A 23,622-nucleotide genomic window follows, 5' to 3' on the forward strand; every position below is an offset into this window, starting at 1 on the left:
CGTTAAGCCCGTGCCAGCCTGACACCAGTATTGGAGGGTGCCATGCCGCGTCTGTTTGCTTCTGCTTTTCTATATTTTATTGCTTTTATTACGTTTCTGCCGACTGCCGAGGCGCAGCAGGCGGTTCCTGAGTTTGGTTACCGCTCATACGCGGATACCGATTTTTTCGGCTCTGATCTGCAACCGCTGTTTGATACAGACATCGAGTCATGCGCCCGGGCCTGCACGGCACAAGCGGACTGTGCGGGTTTTGTATTCAATCAACGGGCGAACGCCTGTTTCCCAAAGTCCGCGATGGGGCAGTCCAGCCCGTATGCAGGCGCCCTGTCCGCGGTAAAACAGTCTGCTGCGCCCGGGCTGGCAGCGGCGGCTGTGCCCCGTGCTGCGCGGCTGGATTTCCTGCCGGAACAGGAACTGCAGCGCGCGGCAGGCCTCTCCCGCACCTTGGGTCTGAACTATCCGCTAGACACCAATGACGCTGGTGAAGCCCGCGCCGCCGCCCGCAGCCTGCGGCGGGACGGTGCGCCCCTCGCTGCCCTGCGCTGGATGGCCCAGGCTATTGTGCTGGAAGATGAGACCGCGGATTGGACAGAATTTTCAAGAATTTTGCTGGGCGCCGCCAAGGACAGCAACAGCCGCAGCCAGCAGCGCCGCCACCGCACGCAGGCGTTTTCCGCGGCGTTGAACGGCTACCTGCGCGCCAAGGAGCCCGAGGCGCAGGCCCGGGCGCTGCGTCAGGCGGCAGAGGCGGTTGAGACGCTGGGCCGCGGGCGGGACATGCTGCCGCTCCTGCATCTGGCGGAGGAGATCATTCCGCTCAAGGCCAATGCCGAACTGCTGAACTATGCGATCCGCAAATACGGCTTCCGCGTCACCTCGAGCACGGTGGAAAGCGACAGCGCTGCGCCGCGCATCTGCGCCGAATTCTCGGAAGATCTGGAACAGGCCGGCACCGATTACGAAAATTACGTCCGTATGGATGAGGCCAGTCTCGCCGTCACCGCCCAGGGCCGCCAGCTGTGTGTGGACGGGGTGGAGCACGGCAAGCGCTACCGCATCACCCTGCGCCGCGGCCTGCCTGCGGCCAGCGGCGAGCAGCTGCTGAAGGATGTGGAACTGACCCACTATGTCCGTGACCGGTCCCCGCAGGTCCGCTTCCCGGGCCGCGCCTATGTGCTGCCCGCGGGCGGTCAGGCCGCACTGCCGGTGGAGACGGTGAATGTCACAGACCTGGACCTGCGCCTGCGCCGGGTCAGCAGCCGCAATGTGCTGCGCACCCTGCAGGAGGGGTACTTTGCCAAGCCGCTCTCCCAGTGGGAGGATGAGCATTTCGCTGCGAGTATTGCCGAGGAAATCTGGACCGGCAGTGCCAGCGTCGACACCGCCATCAACCAGATGATGACCAGCCGCCTGCCGCTGGACGATGCGCTGACCGGGCAAAAGACGCCGGGGCTTTACGCCCTCACCGCCCGGGTGCCGGGCGCTGATCCCTATGACGATGCCGGCGCCACCCAGTGGTTCGTGCTGACCGGCCTTGGCCTCAGCACCATGTCCGGCAGCGATGGCCTGCATGTTCAGGTGCAGGGGCTGCGCGATGCCAAACCGCAGGCGGATGCCGAGGTCAGCCTGATCTCTGCCGCCAACGAGGTTCTGGCGACCGCCAGCAGCGACGCCAGCGGTTACGTGCATTTTGCCCACGGCCTTACCCGCGGCACCGGCGGCGCGACACCGGCTTTGATCACCGCACGGGCAGGGGAGGGCGACTTCACCTTCCTGCCGCTGAACGATGCCGCCTTTGACCTCTCTGACCGCGGCGTTTCGGGCCGTCCCGCCCCAGGGCCGGTGGATGTGTTCCTGGCGACCACCCGCGGCGCTTTCCGCGCCGGGGAAACCGTGCATGTGACCGCGCTGGCCCGTGACAGCAAGGCGCAAGCCATCGACGGTCTGCCGCTGACCGCAGTCCTGTTGCGCCCGGACGGGGTGGAATACACCCGCCAGACCTCCGCCGCGGGCCATCAGGGCGGCCATGTCTTTGCCCTTGCCACCGGTCCAGCCGCCCCGCGCGGCACCTGGCGGATCGAGATCAAGAGCGACCTCAAGGCACCGGCGCTGGCCAGCCGTCAGATCCTGGTTGAGGATTTCCTGCCCGAGCGCATCGACTTTACCCAGCAGGTTGCCAACGCAGACGCCCTCCAGCCCGGCGGCGCAGCGCAGATCGACCTGCAGGCCGACTACTTGTTCGGCGCCCCCGGCGCGGGCCTGAAGGTGGAGGGCAGCCTCCGCCTTACCGCCGCCAGCACTCTCGAACAGTGGCCCGGCTTCCGCTTCGGCCGCTATGACGAGGCCTCCTCCGCCCAGACTGAGTATTTCGGAGGCGAAGAAACCGGCACAGACGGCAGCGCTGTCATTGCCGCCAGCCTCCCCGCCGCCACACCGGCTGAGGGTAAGCCGCTGCTCGCCACTCTCACCACCCGTGTGGCTGACGGATCTGCCCGCCCGGTGGAGCGCTCCATGGAATTGCCGGTCCGCCCGTCCGGTCCGGTCATTGGCATCAAACCCATGTTTGATGAGGTCGCGGCAGAAGGCTCAGAAGCCGGCTTCGAGCTCATCGCCCTCGCTCCGGACCTGACCCCGATGCCGATGCGGGTCAAATGGACCCTGAACCGGGTCGAGACCCGCTACCAGTGGTATCAGCTCTACGGCAACTGGAACTGGGAGCCCATCACCCGGCGCACCCGCATCGCCACCGGCGAGGCGCAGCTGGGCAGCGACCCGCTTGCGCTCTCCCAGCCCGTCGATTGGGGCCGCTACGAACTGGTGGTGGAGCGTCTTGACGGCGCCTATGCCTCCGCCGCCTATGATTTCTATGCTGGCTGGTACGCGCCCGAAGGCAGCACCGAGACACCCGCCCGGCTGGAGCTGTCGCTGGATAACGAAAGCTATGCCCCCGGTGACACCGCCCGCCTGCGTATCGTGCCGCAGGCAGCCGGCACGGCGCTGGTCTCGGTGGTCTCCAACCATCTGATCCACCGCATGGCGGTGGAGGTCCTGGCCGGCGAAACTGTGATCCCGCTGGAGGTGACGCAGGATTGGGGCAGCGGTGCCTATGTGACCGCAACCGTGATCCAGCCCGTGGCTGGCGACCGTGGCCGCACCCCGCTGCGTGCCCTGGGCCTCGCCCACGCCAGCGTCACCCAGCCCGGCCAGCAGCTGCAGGTCGCCATTGACGTCCCCGAGGTGGCCCGTCCGCGCGGCACCCAAGTGGCGAAACTCCGCGTGGATGGCGCGGCTGAGGGCGAGGAGGTCTGGCTGACCGTCGCTGCCGTAGACCTCGGCATCCTTAACCTCACCGGCTTCACCAGCCCCGATCCCAGCGCGCATTACTACGGCCAGCGCCGCTTAGGCGTGGAACTGCGCGATGTTTATGGCCGCCTCATCGACCCCGGCAACGGTGCGATGGGCCGTATCCGCTCCGGCGGTGACGCCGGCAGCGGCATGAAGTTGCAATCGCCGCCGCCAACGCAGGATCTGGTGGCGCTGTTCTCTGGCCCTTTGCAGGTGGACGCAAACGGCGAGGCGGAATTCCCCCTGACGCTCCCCGCCTTCAACGGCACCGTGCGGCTGATGGCGGTCGCCTGGTCGGGCAAGGCCGTGGGCCAGGCAGAGGCCGACATGCTGGTGCGCGACCCGGTGGTGGTCACCGCCTCGCTGCCGCGCTTCCTGGCGCCGGGCGATCAAAGCCGCGCCCGGATCGAGATCGTGCACGCCGACGGCCCTGCCGGAGACATGCAACTGACCGCCAGCACCGCAGGCGGCCTGACACTAGGCAGCCTGCCTGCCTCCGTCACCTTGCAGGAACAAGGCAAGACTGTGCTGGAACTGCCGGTCACAGCAGAAAACGTTGGCGACCACCAGCTGACCCTCACCCTCACTACGCCCGACGGGCAGGAGCTGCAGCAGACCCTGCGGATGCCGGTCCGTGCCAATGATCCGGTGGTATCACAGACCCGCCGCTTCACCCTGGCGGCGGGCGATACCTTCCTGTTCAGCAAGGACGTCTTCACAGGCCTGCGCCCCGGCACTGCGCGTGCCACCATTTCCTCCGGCCCGCTGGCAAAATTCGACGTGCCGGGCCTCTTGGCGGAACTGGACCAGTATCCCTATGGCTGCACCGAGCAGGTGACCTCCAAGGCGCTGCCGCTCCTCTACCTCAGCAGTGTCGCCCAAGCCGCAGGTCTGGGCAACGGCCCAGCGGTGGAGGCCCGAATCAACGCGGCTATCCGCAAGGTGCTGACCCGGCAGGCCCCCAGCGGCGCTTTTGGTCTCTGGCGCGCGGACAGCGGCGAGTTCTGGCTGGATGCCTATGCCAGCGACTTCCTCAGTCGCGCCCGTGCCCAAGGGTATGAGGTGCCGCAGCAGGCCTTCGCGCAGGCAATGGACAATCTGCGCAACCGCATCAACTACGCCCCTGATTTCGACATCGGCGGTGAGGAGATTGCCTATGCCCTGCTGGTGCTGGCCCGCGAAGGCGCGGCCCAGATGGGCGACCTGCGCTATTATGCGGATGTGAAGGGCGATGCCTTTGCCACCCCTCTTGCTGCTGCTCAGCTGGGCGCCGCGCTCGCGGCCTATGGGGATCAGCGCCGGGCGGACCGGATGTTCGCCCGCGCAGCGCAGATGTTCGGCAGCGAGGGGGAGGATGAAGCCCGCCTCTGGCGCGCCGATTTCGGCACCCGCCTGCGCGACACCGCCGGCGTTCTGGCATTGGCGGCAGAGGCCGGATCAGAGGCCGTTGACCGCACCAGCCTCTCGGCGCGGCTCTCGAATGCCAGCGGCTACCGCTCCACCCAGGAGTCCGCCTGGACCCTGATGGCCGCCCATGCGCTGACCCAAAATCCTGAGGACTCGGGCCTGCTGGTCAATGGTCAACCCGTTCAGGGCCCGTTTGTGCAGGCCGCAGACGGTCAGAACACGCCGGAAATGGCCCTGACCGCCGCCAATGGGCGCAGCGCGGAGATCACCCTCACCACGCTCGGCGTGCCTCAGCTTGCGCCCGCAGCGGGCGGCTTCGGCTACACGATTGAGCGCAGCTACTTCACGCTGGAAGGTCAGGCACTGGACGTGCAGTCCATGCAAACTGGCGCGCGGTTTGTGGCTGTCTTACGGGTGAAACCGCATGAAAAGACCGGCGCGCGGCTGATGATCAACGATCCGCTGCCCGCGGGGTTCGAGATCGACAACCCCAACCTCCTGCGCTCCGGCGACCTGCGCGACCTCGACTGGCTGAACCCGGCAGAGGCTGAGCACGCCGAGTTCCGCAGCGACCGCTTCCTGGCGGCGGTGAATGTGCGTGACGCCTCGCCGGTGACGCTGGCCTATGTGGTCCGCGCGGTGACGCCCGGCGTGTTCCACCATCCGGCGGCCTCGGCCGAGGACATGTACCGCCCCGCCTACCGCGCCCGCACCGGCACGGGGCGTGTCGAAGTCAGGTGAGACGCCTGTTCAACAGAACCGAGGGCATTGCCCGTCCGCGGGGGGGCGAGTATCGCCCGCCCAGGGGGGCGGACGGGCGATGCCCGGCCTATCGGCCAGGCAAAAAGTGGCAATGGGGTGCTCTAACCCTAGCGCTGCTGATTGCGGTGACGTTCGCCGCCTATCGCGCCTTTGACACTTGGATTGAACGCACAGATCTCCCGCTCACTCTCGCGGAAACCTCCACCGAAATCCTCGACCGCAACGGCAAGCTCTTGCGCGCCTACTCCGTGGACGACGGCCTCTGGCGCCTCGCCGTCCAGCCCGCCGACGTCGACCCGCGCTTCCTGCAGATGCTCTTGCGCTACGAGGACAAGCGCTTCCGCTCCCACGCCGGCGTCGATCCCATCGCCCTGATCCGCGCCGCGGGACAGGCGCTGTTGAACGGCCGCACAGTCTCCGGTGGCTCCACCCTCACCATGCAGGTGGCGCGCCTGCTGGAAGACGGCACCACCGGCCGCTGGTCCGGCAAACTGCGCCAGATGCGCGTCGCACTGGCGCTGGAACGCCGCCTCAGCAAGGATCAGATCCTCACCCTCTACCTGACCCATGCCCCCTATGGCGGCGCGGCAGAGGGCATCCGCGCCGCCGCCTTCAGCTGGTTCGGCAAGGAGCCGAGACGCCTGACCCCGGCTGAGGCCGCGCTGCTGGTGGCCCTTCCGCAAAGCCCCGAGCGCCGCCGCCCGGACCGCTTCCCCCAGGCCGCCAGCGATGCCCGCGACCGGGTGCTGGAGCGCATGCAGCACCAGGGTATCCTGACCGGGGAACAGGCTGAGGCCGCCCGCCGCACCCCGCTGCCGCACCGCATGGCCGCCTTCCCGCGCCTTGCCCCGCATCTGGCGGACCGGGTGGCAGCCCGGCACCCCGGCCAGCGCCAGGTGCGCCTAACCCTCGACGGCGCGGTGCAGGTGCGGATGGAAACCCTGCTGGCTGAGGCAGCCCGCCGCACTGGCCCGCGCCTCTCTGCCGCCCTCATCGCCGCCGACCATCAGACAGGTGAGGTTCTGGCGATGGCTGGCTCCCCCGGTTACTCCGACGCCACCCGCCGCGGCTTTGTCGACATGACCCAGGCGATCCGCTCTCCCGGCTCCACCCTGAAACCGCTGATCTACGGCCTCGCCTTTGACCAGGGTCTGGCGCATCCGGAAACCCTGATCCATGACGGCCCGGTCAACTTTTCAGGTTACGCGCCGCAGAACTTTGACGGTGAATTCCGCGGCGACATAACCGTGCGCGAGGCGCTGCATTTGTCCCTCAATATCCCCGTGGTGAAACTGACGCAGGAGCTTGGTCCGGCGCGGGTGATGGCCTCGCTGCGGGCCGTCGGTGCTAAGCCTGAGCTGCCCGGCGGTGCGCCCGGGCTGGCGCTGTCACTCGGCGGTCTCGGCATCAGCCTGCAGGACATGGTGCAGCTTTACGCCGGGCTGGCGGCAGGCGGGCAGGGACCGCGCCTTCGCGTGATGCAAGGCGTGGCGCCGCAGCCCGCAGGCCGCCTCACTTCCCCGGAAGCCGCCTGGCAGGTGGCAGACATCCTGCGCGGCCTGCCGGTGCCCGCAGGCGCGCGGGCCGGCACCATCGCCTATAAAACCGGCACCTCCTACGGCCACCGCGATGCCTGGGCAATCGGCTGGGACGGGCGCCATGTGATCGGCGTCTGGATGGGCCGCGCGGACGGCACGCCGGTGCCCGGCATCTTCGGCGGCGATCTGGCCGCGCCGGTGCTGTTTGAAGCCTTCGGATGGCTGAAGCCCGCGCTCGACCCGCTGCCGCCGCCACCGCCCGCCACGCTGATTGTCAGCTCTGCCGCTTTGCCGCCGCCCTTGCAGCGCTTCCGCCCCCGCGATGCGGCCTTTTCCGAACCGGCAGACGCGCCCGAACTGATCTTCCCGCCCAAAGGCGCCCGGCTGATGCTGCAGGGCGCGGACCTGACGCTGAAACTCCGTGGCGGCACCGCGCCGTTTCTCGTGATAGCAAACGGCCTGCCGGTGCTGTCCGGCCAGCGCCGCCGCGAGTTCTCCCTGCCCAGCCCAGGCCCCGGTTTTTCCTCGCTGGTGATTGTCGATGGTGCGGGCCGCTCCGACCGGGTTAACCTGCGGATTGATTGATCGCCAATTTCATCCCGAGGCCCTTTCATGCTGAAACTCCTTCTTGCCGCCTGCGCCATCGCCCTTACGGCCCCCGCCGCCTGGGCGGCCTGCGCCACAGACGCCGAAATCGCCGCATTCGTGGACAGCTACACCGCCAAGACCCCGGCCCAGGCGCTCTCCCCCGGGGGCAGCATGGCCGATGCGCTATGCACCCAGGCCAAAATCGCCGTTGCGCTGGAACCGCATATGGGGCCAGTGATTGGCTACAAGGCCGGCCTCACCAGCAAACCCGCGCAGGAGCGTTTCGGCGCCACAGAGCCGGTGCGGGGCCTGCTGTATCAGAACATGATGCTGCAGGACGGCGCCACGCTGGACGCGCCTTGGGGGGCCATCCCGATGGTCGAGGCCGACCTTGTGCTGGTGGTCGCGGATGCGGGGCTCAACAGCGCCGCCACGCCGGAGGAGGCCCTAGCCCATATCTCCGCCATCCGCCCCTTCATCGAACTGCCTGACCTGACGCTTGCCAAGGATCAGCCCTTCACTCCGGAAACTATCACCGCAATGGGGGTCGGCACCCGTCTCGGAGTCCTCAGTGAGCCGGTGCCGGTTGAAGACACGGCAGAGATGGCCCGGATGCTGGAGGAGATGACGGTCACAATGCGTGATGCAGCGGGCGGCGTGCTGGTGCAGGCACCGGGCCGGGCGGTGCTGGGCAACCCGGTCAACGCCGCCCTGTGGCTGCGCTCCAAGGGCGTAGAGTTCAAACCGGGCGATCTGATCTCGGTGGGCTCCTTCGGCCCGCTGTTCCCGCCGCAGGCAGGCAAGGGCGGGGTCAGCGTGACCTATGAGGGTCTGCCGGGCAACCCGGTGGTGCAGGTGTTCTTCAAGGAGTAATCCGCTGCCGCCTGGATAAGGTGTTTCGCTTCGGGCTGTGCCCGAAGCGACCCGCGCCGCGCCTCTGGCGCGGCGCTTGGCCTAACCAGAATGGCTTCCGCAAGGAAGCCGGAATGGGCGGGAGCGCCCCGGCGGTGTGCGCCGCCTACCGCCGCCCCTCGCGCAGCCAGCCTGCGAGGAGGAAGAAGGACGCCAGCAGCAGCGCCAGCCAGCCGGGCAGCAGCGGGCCTTGGCTGACCGAAAGCGTCTCATAAGCCTCCCGCGGGGTCAGGCCGATCCAGCCGCGCCCGGAGGCAGGCCGCCCGGGCCGCACGCTGCGCAAGGCTGGCATCCCGTCCTCCAGACGCAGGATACCACCGCGCAGGGGCGCCAGCACCGGCGTCAGCACAGACCCGGTGGCAATGGTTTCCTCGAACTCCTTGGGTGCGGCAGGCCCAAGCCCCACCACGGTGCTCTCTTCGCCCTCTTCCAGACGGTACAGCCCCGGCTCCGGCCCTTCATAGCGGGTTTCCCACTGGCCCGGCGCGGTTTGGCGCAGCTCCAGCGCCACGGTGGTTCCATCGGGTGCGGTCACCGTCACCGGCCCGGCACCGCCCGCCAGCGTGCGGCGCAGGATGCGCATCCGCTGGCCGGAGACCTCAGCCCACAGCGCCTCTTCCTCCAGCTCCGGCTCTTTCATCATCCAATGGGCAAGACGGCGCAGAAGTTCCAGCTGCGGCCCGCCGCCCTCGTATCCGCGGCTCCACAGCCAGGCGTGGTCAGAGGCCAGCAGGGCAACCCGGCCCTCACCCACCCGGTTCAGCACCAGAAGCGGCCGTTCGCCGGCACCGCTCATCAGCACATGGCCCTCCGGCGTCCTCAGCTCGATCTGGCGCAGCCAGCGGCCCCAGTCTGCAGCGCTCTCCAGGCCCGAAGTCACCGGATGCTGCTTGCCCAGATCGGTCACTTCCGGGCGGTAGGCCTCCTCCAGCACCCGCGCCGAGGGTTCCGCAGGCAGGATCAGCGACAGGGGCGATCGGTAGATGCTGTCGGCGCTGGCAAAATCGGGCCCGGCCGCCACCAGAACCGCGCCGCCGCCCATCGCGTAATTGGCCACATTGTCCAGGTAGACCGCCGGCAGGATGCCGCGCCGCTTGTAGCGGTCAAAAATGATCAGGTCGAAATCCTCTATCTTCTCCAGGAACAGCTCGCGGGTGGGGAAGGCGATCAGCGACAGCTCCTCCACCGGCACGCCGTCCTGCTTCTCCGGCGGGCGCAGGATGGTGAAATGCACCAGATCCACTGCGCTGTCGGACTTCAGCAGGTTGCGCCAGGTGCGTCCGCCCGCGTGCGGCTCGCCCGACACAAGCAAGACCCGCAGCCGGTCGCGCACCCCGTTGATCTGCACCAGCGCCTGATTGTTGCGCGCGGTCAGCTCACCCGGCTCCTCCGGCACAGAGAACTGGATCACGTTGCGCCCGCCGTGCTGCAGCACCATCGGCAGCTCGAAATCCACGCCCACCGGCAGGGCAAAGCGCTGCGGCGGCCCGCCCGCGACCGAGAGCTCAAGGTCGGCAAAGCCGCCCTGCACCGGCACGGCGCCCTGATCCTCGATCCTCAGCGTCAGCTTGACCGGCTCGCCGATGATGGCAAAACCGGGGGCGTTCTTGACGATCAGGCGCCGGTCCCAGTCGTCTTCGCGGCCGGTCAGCAGCAGGTGCATCGGGGCGGGCAGGTTCACCGGCTGATCGGCGTCATGCGCCTGCCCGTCACTCAGGGCGATGATCCCCGCCACCCGCGCCCGCGGCTCATCCGCCAGCGCCTGCGCAACCGCTGCCATGAGCCGGGTGCCCTCGTCGCCCTCGCCATCCGGCACGGTGACCCAGCGCACATCAGTGTTTGGACGGTCCGCCAGCGCGGCCTTCAGCTGGCTGCGGGCACGCGCCATCTGCCCGGGACGGTCCCGCAGCTGCTGGCTGGCGGTCTGGTCCTCTGCCACGATCACGATGTCGCTCAGGGGCGCGCGGTCCTCGCTCTGATGTACTGGACCAGACAGGGCCGCCAGCAGCACCAGTGCGGCCAGCGCCCGCAGCGCCCAGCCGGACAGCCCTTTCCACAACCCCAGCAGCAAGGCGGCCAGGGTCACCGCGCCTGCGGCCCAGATCACGGGCCAGGGCACCAGCGGGTCAAACAGGATCGTCTGTGTCATCGCAGCACTCCTATTGCCCCAGCCGGTCCAGCAGGGCCGGCACATGCACCTGGTCGGATTTGTAGTTTCCGGTCAGCACATGCATCACCAGGTTGACGCCGAACCGGAACGCCAGTTCCCGCTGCCGCTCGCCCGCATAACCGCGCCCGACCGGCAGCAAGGGCCGGCCGTTATCATCCACCGCCCAGGCCGCGGCCCAGTCGTTGCCGCCGATCACCACCGGCGTCACCCCGTCGTTGAGGTTGCGGAAGGGGATGCCCTCGGCCTGTTCCGCATCCGGCGGCGCCGCCTCGACCCAGACCGGGCCGCGCCCATGGCGGCCGGGAAAAGCCTGCAGCAGGTAGAAGGCGCGGGTCAGCACATGGTCCTGCGGCACCACCTCCAGCGGCGGAATGTCCAGCGGAAGCGCAATCTGCTGCAGCCGCCGCGCCGCCGGGCTGGTCGCGCCAGAGGCCGCCAGGTCCGCATCGCGGGTATCAAAAAGGATCATCCCGCCCGACCGAAGATAGGTGTTCAGCTTTGCATAAGCCTCGGAGGAGGGCAGCGGCTGATCGCGGGTGACAGGCCAGTAGAGCAGCGGATAAAACGCCAGTTCATCGCGCTCCAGATCAACAGCTGCCGGCGCGGTGGGCTCGACCGAAGTGCGGAAGAACAGCGTGTCCGTCAGCCCGCGCAGGCCTGCCGCCGCGACCCGGTCCACCTGCGCGTCGCCGGTCAGCACATGCGCCAGCACCAGTTCCGAGGCAATGGCCGCCGCCTGCAGGTCATCTTCGGTTTGCGCTTGCGAGGGGGCGGGCAGGGCGGCGTCCTGCGCCCTCAGCTCCTGCGCGGGAACCAGCGCCGCCAGACCCAGTGCTGCCGCCAGTGCCGCTGTCCGGGCGCGGCCCAGCAGGCCGGAAACCGCCAGCGTGCCTAGAACGTCCAGCGCCAGAAGCCCCAGCGCCAGCGTCAGCAGTGTGCCGCCCAGCGGCAGCTCCTGCGGCGCGCCATAGCCGCTGACCGCAACCGAGGCAGGCCAGCGCGCGGCCGTCAGCTCATCATCCGGGCGCAGCACATTGCGCGCCAGCATCCGCCGACCGCCGTCATAAACCCCGGGCCGCAGCTCCGGCCCCGCGGGTGCCGCCACCAGATCCGGGCCTGCCACACCGGGCAGCGTCTCTGCGGCCTCCAGCCGGCCGAAACCGTCCAGAACCTCGACCGGCGTCCAGGTGGTGCCTTCCAGATCCTCTGCCTTGGGCTGCGCGGCTGAGGAGGAGACCGCCAGCCGCTCCAGCATCGACACGAACAGGCCCGACAGCGGCAGGCTGCTCCACTCTGCGTTGGCGGTCACGTGAAACAGCACCACCTGGCCTTGGCCCAGCGTCTTGCGGGTAACCAGGGGCGTGCCGTCCGCCAGTTCCGCAATCACCCGGCCGGCCAGCTCCGGATCCGGCTGCGCCACCACCTGCGAGCTGATCGAGACCTCCTGCGGCACTTCCAGCCCGTAGAACGGCGAGTCTTCGCCAAAGGGCGCCAGCGTCTTCGGCTCGCCCCAGCTCATGGCGCCGCCGATGCTGCGGCCGCCAATCCGTAGGCGCACCGGCATCAAGGGTTCTTCACCGCTGCGCGCGGTGTCGCTGGCCGCCAGCCGGGGCCCGGCAAAGCGCAAGAGCAGGCCACCGTTCTCAACCCATTCAATAACCGCCTCTTCCTGCGCGGGCGCCAGCCGCGCCACGTCGGCCAGCACGATCACATCGGGGTTGGCAGGCAGCAGATCCCGCAGCGCGCCTTCCAGCAACTCGGCTGAGGGCGCCAGCGCCTGGCGCAGGTAATGCAGCGGCGACAAGAGGGCGAGGCCCTCATCGGCGCTTTGCGAGGAGACCAGCGCCACCTCCCGCCGTCTTAACGAGTCATCGGTCAGCGCCACCGCGCCTGCCGATTTCACGCCGCTGATTTCAAACCGTGACAGCCGCGCGCGCAGCTCTGCCGGCAGCGACAGTTCGGCAGTGGCCTCGCGCCCGCCATCGGCAAACCGCAGCGGCAGCGAGGTCAGGCTGCGCTCGGTGCCGCCTGGATCCTTGCCCTGCGCCACCACGGAGACCTCCTGCGCCGGCCCGCCGCGGCTGCGCTGCACTGTCAGTTCAATGGTTCCGCCGGTGTAGCTTGCAAGCATCAGGCCCAAGACTGGCAAGGGCTGCTCAAAAACCTCTACTTCGCCGCGCTGCCCCAGCGCCTCGATCAACCCGTCGCGGCCCGGATAATCCAACCCGTCGCTGAACCACACAGTGTCAAACCCGCCCTCGGCGGCGCCAATTGCCTCCAGCGCGTGCGCCAGCTGCTCCGGACCCGGCTGCCAGGGCAGCGGCGCCAGCCCGGCCAGCTGCCGTTGCCAGCCGCTTGCGGCGCGGAACTGCAGGGGTTCCGGTGCGCTCAGGCGCAGGACCGCCACCGGGCGTTCCGCCCGCCCGGCCTCGTCCAGTTGCACCGCGGCCTGGGCGCTGGTCTGTTTCCAGCCCGCCGCGCCGCCCCAGCTGGCGTCCATCACGATCAGCAGCGGCCCGCTGCCGCCCGCATCCTCGGTCGCGGGGTTCAGCACCGGCCCGGCCAAGCCGATGATCGCCGCGGCCACCGCCAGAAGGCGCAGCAGCAGCAGCCACCACGGCGTGCGGTCCGACAGGCTCTCGTCATCCTTCAGCCCCAGCAGCAGCGTCACCGCCGGGAACGGCTGGCGCTTCGGCGCAGGCGGGATCGCCCGTAACAGCAGCCACAGCACCGGCAGGGCCAGCAAGCCCAGCAGCAGCCAGGGCGCGGTAAAGCCGATGCCTGCAATCATGGTCATGGCGCGGTCCGTTCCAGTGCATGGTAAAGCCACATCAGCGCCGCCTGCGCCGGATCGCCCGTGTGATGCTGCCCGAACCGCCAGCCGGCCTCCCGGCAGAGCCGCTCCAGCGCGTCCCGCCGCTCTGCCAGCCGGTCCAGATAGCGCTCCTGCAGGGCAGAGGCCTTCAGTGTTTCATGTGTGACACCGCCCGCGATGCTCTGAAACAGCGTGCGGCCTGCGAATGGGAAAGCCTCCTCTGCCGGGTCCAGCACCTGCAAGAGCACCCCCCGCACCCCGCGTGCGGCGGCCTTGGACAGCGCCTGCTCCATCGGCTCATAGGGCCCCAGGAAATCCGAGATGAACAAGGCGCGCGCATGCGGGATCAGCGCCCGGTGGCCGGGCGGGGCGTAATCCTCTGCATCGTCGTTCATCAGGGCCTCTGCCAGACGCAGGACCTGCACATTGCCGCGCCGGGGCGGCAGGGTGCCGCCCGTCAGGCCCACGCGTTCGCCGCCCTGCACCATCAGCACCGCGGCGGCGAGGCCCAAGAGCCGCGCGCGCTCTGCCTTCTGCGGCAGCTTGGGCGCGGAGGCAAAGCGCATCGAGGCGCCGGTATCCACCCACAGATGCACCGTCTGGGCAATCTGCCACTCGCGCTCGCGCACATATTGCACGTCGCCCATTGCCGAACGCCTGTGGTCGATCATCCGGCGGCTGTCGCCGGCCTGCGCCGGGCGGTACTGCCAGAAATCATCCCCTGTTCCAGCCCGGCGGCGGCCATGCTCGCCCATCAGGACAGAGCCTGCCAGATGCCGCGCCTGCACCAAGAGCGGCGGCAGGGCGCTGGCCTCGGCCTCCGCCCGGTGCCGCAATCCGGTTGCAGCGTCAGAGGCCGCAGGCCTCGTCACGCGGCGGCCCCGGTCCGGGCCAGTTCGCTCGCGGTTTCCTCGATCAGCGCTGCCAGGCTCTCACCCCGCGCCCTGGCGGCAAAGTTCAGCTGCATCCGGTGGCTGAGGACCGGTTTCGCCATGTCCAGCACGTCCTCTGCGTTGGGCGCCAGCCGCCCCTCCAGCAGCGCCCGTGCCCGTACCGCAAGCATCAAGGCCTGCGCCGCCCGCGGGCCCGGCCCCCAGGCCACGGTTTGCGCCACATGGTCAGAGACGCCAGGCTCGTCGGGCCGGAAGGCGCGCACCAGGTCCAGAATCATTTCGACGACCGATTCTCCCACCGGCATCCGCCGCAGCAGGGTCTGCGCTGCGATCAGCTCAGCGGCGGTAAACACCTGATAGGCCTTGTCTTCCTCAACGCCGGTGGTCGCCAGCAGGATATCCCGCTCAGTCGCGCGGTCCGGGTAATTCACGTCGATCTGCAACAGGAACCGGTCCAGCTGCGCCTCCGGCAGCGGATAGGTGCCTTCCTGCTCAATCGGGTTCTGGGTCGCCAGCACATGGAACGGCGCCCCAAGGGAGCGGTCCTCGCCCGCCACCGTCACCTCCCGCTCCTGCATCGCCTGCAGCAGCGCCGATTGGGTGCGCGGGCTGGCGCGGTTGATCTCATCGGCCATCAGCAGCTGGCAGAACACCGGCCCCGGCACAAAGCGGAACGACCGGTGGCCGTCCTGGCCCGTATCCAGCACCTCGGATCCCAGAATGTCGGCGGGCATCAGGTCCGGTGTGAACTGAATGCGGTTGCCATCCAGCCCCATCACCGTGCTGAGGGTTTCCACCAGCCGGGTCTTGCCCAGTCCTGGCAGGCCGATCAGCAGCCCATGGCCGCCGCACAGCAGCACCGACAGTGTGAGGTCCACCACCCGCTCCTGTCCGATAAAGCGTTTGGTGATCGACGCGCGCGCCTCTTGCAGCTTGGCTTCCAGCGCTTCGATACCACCCAGCAGATCGTCCGTTTCAGGCATGACATTCCTCGTTTCCCGGATATATGCTGTTACTCTATCGTGCTGACAGGAAATGGCAAAAGCAATGAGCGGACAAAAACCCGTGACCCCCGATGCCGAAGGCCTTGCCGCGGCGGCAAAAGCGGCCGGAAAGGGCAAGGGATTGCCGCCCGTCCACCTGTGGAACCCGCCGTTCTGCGGTGATCTGGACATCCGCATCGCCCGCGACGGTGCGTGGTACTACCTCGGCACGCCCTTCACCCGGTTCGAGCTGGTCAAGCTGTTTGCCTCTATTCTCAAGCTGGAAGACGGCAAGTATTACCTTGTGACCCCGGTTGAAAAGGTCGGCATCACCGTTGAGAACGCGCCCTTTGTGGCGGTGGATTTCGATGTGGCCGGGCAGGGGCGCGATCAGGTGATCACCTTCACCACCAACATCGGCGACAGTGCCGCAGCCGGGCCGGACCACATGATCCGGGCAGAGCGCGACCCCGAATCCGGCGAACCATCCCCCTACGTCATGATCCGCGCGGGCCTTGAGGCGCTGATCGACCGCAAGAGCTTCTACCGGCTGGCGGATCTGGGCGAACACTATGACGGCTGGTTCGGTGTCTGGTCCGGCGGCAAGTTCTTCCCGCTGATTCCGTCTGCTGAACTGGACGGGGATTGAACCTCAGCTGGAGGGAGCCTTCTCCAGCAGCTCGGTTTCGACAAAAGCACAAGCAAAGCTATTTCCGTTGATGACATCGTGCTCGATTCCGGCTTGGCGGAAGTAGGGCACCCCGTGCTGCATCACAGCTTCTGTACGCGACCCGTCCGGGTGCACGATTTCCAAAACCCCGTCAATCAGCGGTACTACGACATAATCGAATTCGTGCCGGTGCCAGCCTGTGTTGTCGCCCCGCTTGGCAAAATGCCACTCGGTCACGCGGACCCGGCTGTTGTCAATTCTGGTGACCGGCTTGGCAGTTCCCTTCGTATCGCACATGGCACCCTCCAGTGATGGGGCCAGCCTAGGCCAGCTGCGGGCCGGGGCGTTATCTCCACTTGCGCGCGCCAATGCTGCCAGTTGCCAGATTGCCGGGCGGTAAAAACCAGCCCGCCTTCGGTTAACGAAAGTTAAATAGGAAAATTCTGCACTTTTGACGACTTGGCTGCCCCGCCGCACGGCGCTAGACCATCAGTCAACAAGGAGAATCCTATGCCCCGCTTCGCGGCCAATATCTCGCTGCTGTTTGCTGAGCTGCCCTATCTCGACCGGTTCCAGGCCGCGGCGGCTGCCGGCTTTGACGCGGTGGAGATCCTCTATCCTTATGAAATCGCCGCCAAGGAAACCCAGCGCGCGCTGATGGCCAACGGGCTGCGGCTCCTGCTGATCAACGCGCCGCCCCCGAATTACACCGGCGGTATGCCCGGCTATGCGGCGGTTCCCGAAGGCGTCGACCGGTTTCAGCGCGACATCCGCCGGGTGCTGCGCTACGCCGAGGCGCTGAAGGCGGGCAAGATCCACGTGATGGCGGGCTACGCCAAAGGCGATACGGCGCAGCAGACCTTCATCGAGAACCTGCAATGGGCCGCCGACCGCGCGCCGGAACAGCAGTTCACCATCGAACCGCTGAACAGCGGCGATCAGCCCGGCTATTTCCTTGACGATTACAACCTGGCAATCGACGTGCTGGATGTGGTCGACCGGCCCAACGTCGGCCTGCAGTATGACGCCTACCACGCGCAGATGATCCACGGCGACGCGCTCAAAGTGTGGGAGACTTTCGGCCCGCGTGCCGTGCATGTGCAGATCGGCGCCGCGCCGGGCCGCTGCGAACCGGGCACCGGGCCGGTGGATTTCCAGGAGCTGTTCGAAGCCATCGACGCCAGCGGCTATGGCGGCTGGGTCAGCGCCGAATACACCCCCTCGACCCGCCGCACCGAGGACAGCCTGGGCTGGATGGGCTGACCGCCCGCCCGGCCAGCCTGCGCAGACATCTGTGCAGCGGCGCAGATTGTTTCTCATTCACGGCACCGCATATCTCCGGCAGCACCCCGCTGCCAAGGAGACCGCCATGATCCCCGCCCGCTTTGCCCCGCTTCTGTCCGGCTTCCTGATGTCGATGATGATGTCCTCGATCGTGTCGGGCATATCCACCCTGCGGGTTGCCGGCGCAGGCGAGGGCTTTGCCGCCGCCTGGCTCACCGCCTGGGCTTACAGCTGGCCGGTGGCCTTTCCGGTTGTGCTGATGGTGGCACCGCTGGTGCGCCGGATCGTGGCCATCGCCATCCGCCCGCCGGATGCGGCATGATGCCCGCGGCACGGCGAAATACATATTCGTTAATTGAAATGTGTATTCCGGCACGGCATAAGGTGCCGCAACAGTTAAAGGATCCCGCCCATGCTCCCTGCCCGTTTTGCACCCGTGCTGTTCAGCCTGATCCTGTCAGGGATGATGTCCTTCATCGTCACCGGTGTCGCGACCTGGAAGGCGCTGGGTTTCGGCACAGGTTTCGGCAATGCCTGGATGCAGGCCTGGAGCCTGAGCTGGCCGATTGCCTTCGCTGTCGCCTTCACCGCCGCACCCCTGGTGCGCAGGCTGGTTGCCAAGCTGGTCAAGCAGCCCGCGGGCAGCTGAAACGGGGCGGTAAAAGGGCAGGGAAACTCCCGCCCGCCGCAAGCTGCACCAAAGATGCAGCAACTCCGGTTGGGCGCGGCGCCGCTGGCGCGGCGCACAGAGATTTCGCTGAGAAGCCCCTAAGGGCAGGTCTGCCCTTGAGGGGCGCTGCCGATTGTTTTCAGGGCGGGCCGCGTCAAGGGCAAGCCGCGCTGGCCGCGCGGAGGCTGCGCCTCCCTTGACCCGGCGTGGCGAGGGTGCGGCACAATCCGCGCCGCGCCAGCGGCGCCATGCCCAACGGGATGAGGTCGTCAGATCGAAGCCGGGCGGGAGCGCCCCGCCGGCCTAGGCAAATCTGCCTCAGTGCGCTTCGGCCCAGTTCGAACCGCGGCCTGCGTCCACCACCAGCTTGACGTCCAGATGCACCGCCGGATCGGCGGCGTTTTCCATCACCTGGCGCGCGGTTTCGATGGTCTCCTCCACGGCCGCCTCCGGCACTTCGAACAGCAGTTCGTCGTGCACCTGCAGCAGCATCCGGGCGGGCAGATGGGCAATCGCCTCCGGCATCCGGATCATTGCCCGGCGGATTACGTCTGCCGCGGTGCCCTGAATGGGTGCGTTGATCGCGGCGCGTTTGGCAAAGCCCGCCTTCGGCCCCTTCGCGTTAATTTCCGCGGTGTGGATCTTGCGCCCGAACAGGGTCTGCACATAGCCATGCTCCTTGGCGAACTCGACGGTGCTGTCCATGTACTTGCGGATGCCCGGGAAGCGCTCGAAATAGCGGTCAATGAACCCCTGCGCGTCCTTGCGCGGAATGCGCAGGTTGCGGGCCAGGCCAAAGCCCGAGATGCCGTAGATCACACCAAAGTTGATCGCCTTGGCCTGACGGCGGATTTCCGGCGTCATCTCCTCCAGCGGCACCTCGAACATCTCCGACGCGGTCATCGCGTGAATGTCGACGCCTTCGGCAAAGGCCTGTTTCAGCGCATCGATCCCGGCCATATGCGCCAGGATCCGCAACTCGATCTGGCTGTAGTCGAGCGACAGCAGAACATTGCCCTCTTCCGCCACAAAGGCCTCGCGGATGCGGCGGCCTTCCTCGGTGCGCACCGGAATATTCTGCAGGTTCGGATCGGTCGAGGCCATGCGCCCGGTGCTGGCCCCGGTCTGGGCATAAGACGTATGCACCCGGCCGGTGTCGGGATTGATATGGTCCTGCAGCGCGTCCGTGTAGGTCGATTTCAGCTTGGAAAGCTGCCGCCAGTCCAGCACCCGCGCGGGCAGGTCGTGTTCCGTCGCCAGATCCTCCAGGATATCCGCGCCGGTGGCATATGCGCCGGTCTTGCCCTTCTTGCCGCCTTCCAGCCCCATCTTGTCAAACAGGATCTCGCCCAGCTGCTTGGGCGAGCCGACGTTGAAGGTCTCGCCCGCGAGTTCATGGATCTCCGCCTCCAGCCCGGCCATCTTCTGCGCGAACGCATTGGACATGCGCGAGAGCGTATCGCGGTCCACCTTGATGCCGTTGCGCTCCATATCCGCCAGCACGGGCACCAGCGGCCGTTCCAGCGTTTCATAGACCGTCGTGACCCGCTCCTGATGCAATTGCGGCTTGAAGACCTGCCACAGGCGCAGGGTGATATCGGCATCCTCAGCCGCATAAGGCACTGCGTCCTCAATCGGCACCCGGTCAAAGGTGATCGCCGATTTGCCGGTCCCCAACAGCGGTTTGATCGGGATTGGGGTGTGATCCAGATAGCGTTCGGACAGCGTATCCATGCCATGCCCGTGCATGCCAGCGTGCAGCGCATAGGATATCAGCATGGTGTCGTCGATCGGCGCCACGTCCACCCCGTACCGGTGCAGGATCTTGGCGTCGTATTTCATGTTCTGGCCGATCTTCAGGACCGCCGGATCCTCCAGCACCGGTTTCAGCAGCGCGACGGCTTCGTCCAGCGGCATCTGCCCTTCGGACAGGCCCTCGCCGCCGAACAGATCATCGCCCCCGGCCTTATGCGCCAAGGGGATGTAGCAGGCCTCGCCCGCTTCCACGCACAGCGAGATGCCGACCAGATCGACGACCATTTCATCGAGACCCGTGGTCTCGGTATCCACCGCCACCCAGCCGCGCTCGCGGATGCGGTCGATCCAGACCTGCAGCGCGCCTGCGTCGCGGACGCATTCGTATTTCTCTTTGTCGAACGGCACCGCTTCCGGCGCTGCCGCCGCACTGGCCGCCGCTGCGGCGGGGGCCTCCGGGATCGCCGGCGCCTCCATGCCCAGCTGATCCGCCATGCGTTTCGACAGCGTGCGGAACTCCATCTCAGAAAGGAACGTCAGCAGGGTGTCCGCATCCGGCTCCTTCACCTCCAGATCATCCAGAGTGAAATCCAGCGCCATATTGCAGTCGAGCTGCACCAGCTTTTTGCTGAGCTCGATCTGGTCCCGCTTCTCGATCAGCGTCTGGCGGCGCTTGGGCTGCTTGATCTCTTCGGCGCGGTCCAGCAGCTCCTCCAAGGAGCCGAATTCGTTGATCAGCAGCGCGGCGGTCTTGATCCCGATCCCCGGCGCACCCGGCACGTTATCAACCGAGTCGCCCGCCAGCGCTTGCACATCGACCACCCGGTCGGGGCCGACGCCGAACTTTTCCACCACACCGTCGCTGTCGATGCGCTTGTTCTTCATCGCGTCCAGCATCTCGACGCCGCCGCCGACCAGCTGCATCAGGTCCTTGTCGGAGGAAATGATGGTGCAGCGCCCACCCGCATTGCGCGCCTGATGCGCCAGCGTTGCGATGATGTCGTCAGCCTCGAAACCCTCGATCTCCTTGCAGGCGATGTTGAAGGCACGGGTCGCCTCGCGGGTCAGCGGGAACTGCGGCACCAGATCCTCCGGCGCGGGCGGGCGGTTGGCCTTGTACAAATCGTACATCTCGTTGCGGAACGACTTGCCGGAATAGTCGAAAATCACCGCCACATGGGTCGGCGCATCCGGGCCCTTGTTGTCCTCCACCTGCTTGAACAGCATGTTGCAGAAGCCCGCGACCGCGCCGATCGGCAGCCCGTCGGATTTCCGCGTGAGCGGCGGCAGCGCGTGATAGGCGCGGAAGATGAAGGCCGAGCCGTCGATCAGATGCAGATGGCAGCCCTTGCCGAATTGTGTCCCGCTCATTGTGCTGCTCCCCGGTTCTTTCGCGCGTGGTGGTTTGGACAGTGTTATTCAGTATCCAGCCGCCATCCGCAATCGCCCTGTTGCCCGCTGCTGCCACCCGCATGGGCACAATCCGGCGCACAGGGATGTGATCCGCTGCCGCGGCCGGGCAGTTGCCCCCGCGCGGACCCCGTGCCTATCTGATGTCATGCGATGGATCCTTCTCATAGGCTTGCTTGCGGCGCTGTCCGGCTGCCGCGACGAGGTCCGGATGCTCACGGCTGAGGAACTGCAGGCGTTCTTCACCCATGACCGCAAAATCTCCTTCACCCGGCTGGCGTTGTCCGGCACCGCGGTCCTGCGGACAGACGGCACCTTTGAGGTCACGATCCCGCGGCTGGGAGAGGACACAGGCACCTGGCGGCTGGACGGGGACAGAATCTGCAGCCGCTGGGCAGAATTCCGCAAGGGCCAGGAACTGTGTGCCCTGGCCGGAGCGCTGCCGGACGGCACCTACCGCGGCATGTTTGCCGCCTCCGGCACCCGGCTGGGCGATTTCTGGTTTGTCAAATGAGACGTCCTGACCGGCAGGCTCAAAACACCCCCATCGCCAGACCAGCCCCCAGGGCCAGCCCCAGCTCGCGGCAGGCCTCCAGCTGATCCTCCGGGATCACCTTCTGCGCCAGAATGGCCTCGGGCGTCTGCGCATGGGTGCAGATGATCAGCGGCGCCTGCACCTCTTTCAGGCGCCAGCCGGTGGCGATCCGGGCGCATTGCCGCGCCGCGTTCTCCCCGTCCGACCCGGCGCAGACCATCTGCGCATAAGGACGCCCCTCGATCTGTCCCAGAACCGGGTAATAACAGCGGTCAAAGAACTCTTTCATCTGGCCGGACAGCGCCGCCAGGTTCTCCGGCGCGCAGAAGAGATAGCCATCCGCCGCCAGCAGATCCTCCGGCCCTGTATCTTCGGCCCGCATCAGAACCGTCGGGGTCTCACCGCGCGCAGCCTCAAACGCGGCCTCCGCCATCCGGCGGCTGCCGCCGGTGCGTGAGTGGTAGACGATCAGAAGCTGTGCCATTTCCGCTGCCCGCGCTTGTTTCCCGCACCGGACACTACCGGACGCAGGCAAATTTCTTCAAAGAAATTTGGCCGGAAAATTCGAATTTTCCGGTTCCCGGACACGGTCCGTGAAACCTTGGGCGGCCCGGATCACTCCGCCGCCTTGGCCGCGTCCTCATAGATGAACTTGCAGTCGCAATAGGGGCATTCCACGAACCCTTCGGCCTCGGGGATCTGCAGATAGACCCGCGGATGCCCCAGCGCGCCTTCGCTGCCGTCGCACGCAACCTTGCGGCTGTTCACAATCTTGGTTTCCGGCGCTTCGGTGCTCATGGCTGGCAGTCCTTTCACTTTTCGGCTAGGCGCTTTTATGAGCCAAGGAAAAACCGGGGGCAAGAGCGGCGATGAGTGCGGACGCAATCCAGATCAAAGCTTTGCGAAAAATCTACAAGGGCCACAAGGGCCAGCCGGAGAAGCACGCGCTCAAGGGCGTCGACCTGACAGTGCCGCGCGGCTCTGTCTTCGGCCTGCTGGGGCCGAACGGCGCAGGCAAATCGACGATGATCAACATCCTCGCAGGCCTCGTGCGCAAGACCTCCGGCTCGGTCTCGATCTGGGGCTTTGACCAGGACGCAAACCCGCGCCAGAGCCGCGCTGCCATCGGCGTCATGCCGCAGGAGCTGAACCTCGACCCGTTCTTCACCCCGCGCGGCGCGCTGGAGGTGCAGGCGGGCCTTTACGGCGTGCCGAAAGGTGAACGCCACAGCGACGAGATCCTGCGGATGATCGGTCTGGAGGACAAGGCAGAGGCCTATGCGCGGACCCTGAGCGGCGGCATGCGGCGGCGGCTCCTCTTGGGCAAGGCGCTGGTCCACCGCCCGTCGGTTCTGGTGCTGGATGAACCCACCGCGGGCGTCGATATCGAGCTGCGCCAGATACTGTGGGAGAACATCCGCAAGTTGAACGCGCAGGGCATGACCATCATCCTCACCACCCACTACCTGGAGGAGGCCGAGGAGATGTGCGACGAGATCGCCATCATCAACCAGGGCGAGGTGGTGGCACGCGATACCAAGTCCAGCCTCTTGGGCCGGCTGGACGCCAAAACCATGGTGGTGCAGCCCGCGGTGCCCGTGACGGTGCTGCCGCAGGGGGCGGGCATCGAGGCGGACTTGCGCGAAGACGGCGCTGTCGCGTTGCGCTACCGCAGCCAGGCGACCAGCGCCGAGGAGGTGCTGGCCGCGGTGCATGCGGCGGGGATTTCGATCCGCGACGTGAAGACCGAGGAAGCCGATCTGGAGGATGTGTTCCTGTCGCTGACCAAGGCGGGGTGAGAGGGAGGCTTCTGCCTGGTGACCGGGTGCGGGACTTTACTGCCGTCCGCAGTTACTGCTTCAATTTCCGGTTTGGCTTGTCTCGC

Annotated in this window: 17 protein-coding genes; 9 read left to right on the forward strand and 8 right to left on the reverse strand. The window is 67.1% G+C overall.

Going from position 1 to position 23,622, the window contains the following annotated elements:
- Positions 1 to 42 precede the first annotated feature (42 nt).
- From RA26_RS16040 to RA26_RS16050, 3 genes are all read left to right on the forward strand, one after another.
- A complete protein-coding gene (locus RA26_RS16040; RefSeq protein WP_152612645.1) occupies positions 43 to 5,493 on the forward strand; it encodes an alpha-2-macroglobulin family protein in 5,451 nt (1,816 codons plus the stop codon).
- Between the two features lie 146 nt (positions 5,494 to 5,639).
- On the forward strand, positions 5,640 to 7,637 hold the full coding sequence (gene pbpC, locus RA26_RS16045; RefSeq protein WP_241482665.1) for a penicillin-binding protein 1C: 1,998 nt from the start codon (positions 5,640 to 5,642) through the stop codon (positions 7,635 to 7,637).
- A 27-nt stretch (positions 7,638 to 7,664) separates the two neighbouring features.
- A complete protein-coding gene (locus RA26_RS16050) occupies positions 7,665 to 8,513 on the forward strand; it encodes a 2-keto-4-pentenoate hydratase (RefSeq protein ID WP_039185264.1) in 849 nt (282 codons plus the stop codon).
- 145 nt (positions 8,514 to 8,658) lie between these two features.
- Here the strand turns inward: RA26_RS16050 and RA26_RS16055 are convergent, their stop codons facing one another.
- The 4 genes from RA26_RS16055 to RA26_RS16070 are packed head-to-tail and all read right to left on the reverse strand — an operon-like array spanning position 8,659 to position 15,413.
- Positions 8,659 to 10,701 carry a membrane protein gene (locus RA26_RS16055; RefSeq protein ID WP_039185266.1) on the reverse strand — a complete coding sequence of 681 codons (2,043 nt, stop codon included), beginning with the start codon at positions 10,699 to 10,701 and terminating at the stop codon, positions 8,659 to 8,661.
- Between the two features lie 10 nt (positions 10,702 to 10,711).
- Entirely contained in the window at positions 10,712 to 13,519 is a 2,808-nt protein-coding gene (locus tag RA26_RS16060) for a DUF4159 domain-containing protein (protein WP_039185267.1), read from the reverse strand.
- Positions 13,516 to 14,409, reverse strand: a complete 894-nt coding sequence (locus tag RA26_RS16065) for a DUF58 domain-containing protein (RefSeq protein WP_039185270.1) — start codon at positions 14,407 to 14,409, stop codon at positions 13,516 to 13,518. The genes RA26_RS16060 and RA26_RS16065 overlap by 4 nt, the downstream gene beginning before the upstream one ends.
- Positions 14,406 to 15,413 (reverse strand): AAA family ATPase, encoded by a 1,008-nt coding sequence (locus RA26_RS16070; protein ID WP_039185272.1) that lies wholly within the window; start codon positions 15,411 to 15,413, stop codon positions 14,406 to 14,408. Before RA26_RS16070 ends, RA26_RS16065 begins: the two co-directional genes overlap by 4 nt.
- Positions 15,414 to 15,477: 64 nt before the next feature.
- Here RA26_RS16070 and RA26_RS16075 point away from each other — a divergent pair, with 64 nt between their 5' ends.
- Complete coding sequence (locus RA26_RS16075) at positions 15,478 to 16,062, forward strand: DUF1285 domain-containing protein (protein WP_039185274.1); 585 nt, start codon at positions 15,478 to 15,480, stop codon at positions 16,060 to 16,062.
- A 3-nt stretch (positions 16,063 to 16,065) separates the two neighbouring features.
- Here RA26_RS16075 and RA26_RS16080 read toward each other — a convergent pair whose 3' ends face one another.
- Positions 16,066 to 16,380 (reverse strand): cupin domain-containing protein, encoded by a 315-nt coding sequence (locus RA26_RS16080; RefSeq protein WP_039185276.1) that lies wholly within the window; start codon positions 16,378 to 16,380, stop codon positions 16,066 to 16,068.
- A 213-nt stretch (positions 16,381 to 16,593) separates the two neighbouring features.
- On the opposite strand from RA26_RS16080, the gene RA26_RS16085 reads away from it, so the two are divergent.
- The 3 genes from RA26_RS16085 (at position 16,594) to RA26_RS16095 (ending at position 18,016) form a co-directional block, all read left to right on the forward strand.
- Entirely contained in the window at positions 16,594 to 17,346 is a 753-nt protein-coding gene (locus RA26_RS16085; RefSeq protein ID WP_039185278.1) for a hydroxypyruvate isomerase family protein, read from the forward strand.
- A gap of 106 nt (positions 17,347 to 17,452) precedes the next feature.
- Positions 17,453 to 17,689, forward strand: a complete 237-nt coding sequence (locus RA26_RS16090; protein WP_039185451.1) for a DUF2798 domain-containing protein — start codon at positions 17,453 to 17,455, stop codon at positions 17,687 to 17,689.
- Positions 17,690 to 17,779: 90 nt separating this feature from the next.
- Entirely contained in the window at positions 17,780 to 18,016 is a 237-nt protein-coding gene (locus RA26_RS16095) for a DUF2798 domain-containing protein (RefSeq protein ID WP_039185280.1), read from the forward strand.
- A 339-nt stretch (positions 18,017 to 18,355) separates the two neighbouring features.
- On the opposite strand, the gene polA is transcribed toward RA26_RS16095, so the two are convergent.
- Positions 18,356 to 21,163: a DNA polymerase I gene (gene polA, locus RA26_RS16100; RefSeq protein ID WP_039185282.1), complete on the reverse strand. Its 2,808-nt coding sequence runs from the start codon at positions 21,161 to 21,163 to the stop codon at positions 18,356 to 18,358.
- A 187-nt stretch (positions 21,164 to 21,350) separates the two neighbouring features.
- Between polA and RA26_RS16105 the strand changes: the two genes are divergently transcribed.
- Positions 21,351 to 21,716, forward strand: coding sequence for a hypothetical protein (locus RA26_RS16105; protein WP_152612646.1), 366 nt, complete (start codon positions 21,351 to 21,353; stop codon positions 21,714 to 21,716).
- Between the two features lie 19 nt (positions 21,717 to 21,735).
- Here RA26_RS16105 and RA26_RS16110 read toward each other — a convergent pair whose 3' ends face one another.
- Both RA26_RS16110 and RA26_RS16115 read right to left on the reverse strand, forming a co-directional pair.
- Positions 21,736 to 22,221: a flavodoxin family protein gene (locus tag RA26_RS16110; RefSeq protein WP_039185286.1), complete on the reverse strand. Its 486-nt coding sequence runs from the start codon at positions 22,219 to 22,221 to the stop codon at positions 21,736 to 21,738.
- A gap of 131 nt (positions 22,222 to 22,352) precedes the next feature.
- Positions 22,353 to 22,535, reverse strand: coding sequence for a zinc-finger domain-containing protein (locus RA26_RS16115; RefSeq protein ID WP_039185289.1), 183 nt, complete (start codon positions 22,533 to 22,535; stop codon positions 22,353 to 22,355).
- Between the two features lie 71 nt (positions 22,536 to 22,606).
- Here RA26_RS16115 and RA26_RS16120 point away from each other — a divergent pair, with 71 nt between their 5' ends.
- Positions 22,607 to 23,536: an ABC transporter ATP-binding protein gene (locus tag RA26_RS16120; RefSeq protein WP_039185292.1), complete on the forward strand. Its 930-nt coding sequence runs from the start codon at positions 22,607 to 22,609 to the stop codon at positions 23,534 to 23,536.
- Positions 23,537 to 23,622: the final 86 nt, after the last annotated feature.

Source organism: Leisingera sp. ANG-M7, from assembly GCF_000813965.1.
Lineage (GTDB): Bacteria > Pseudomonadota > Alphaproteobacteria > Rhodobacterales > Rhodobacteraceae > Leisingera.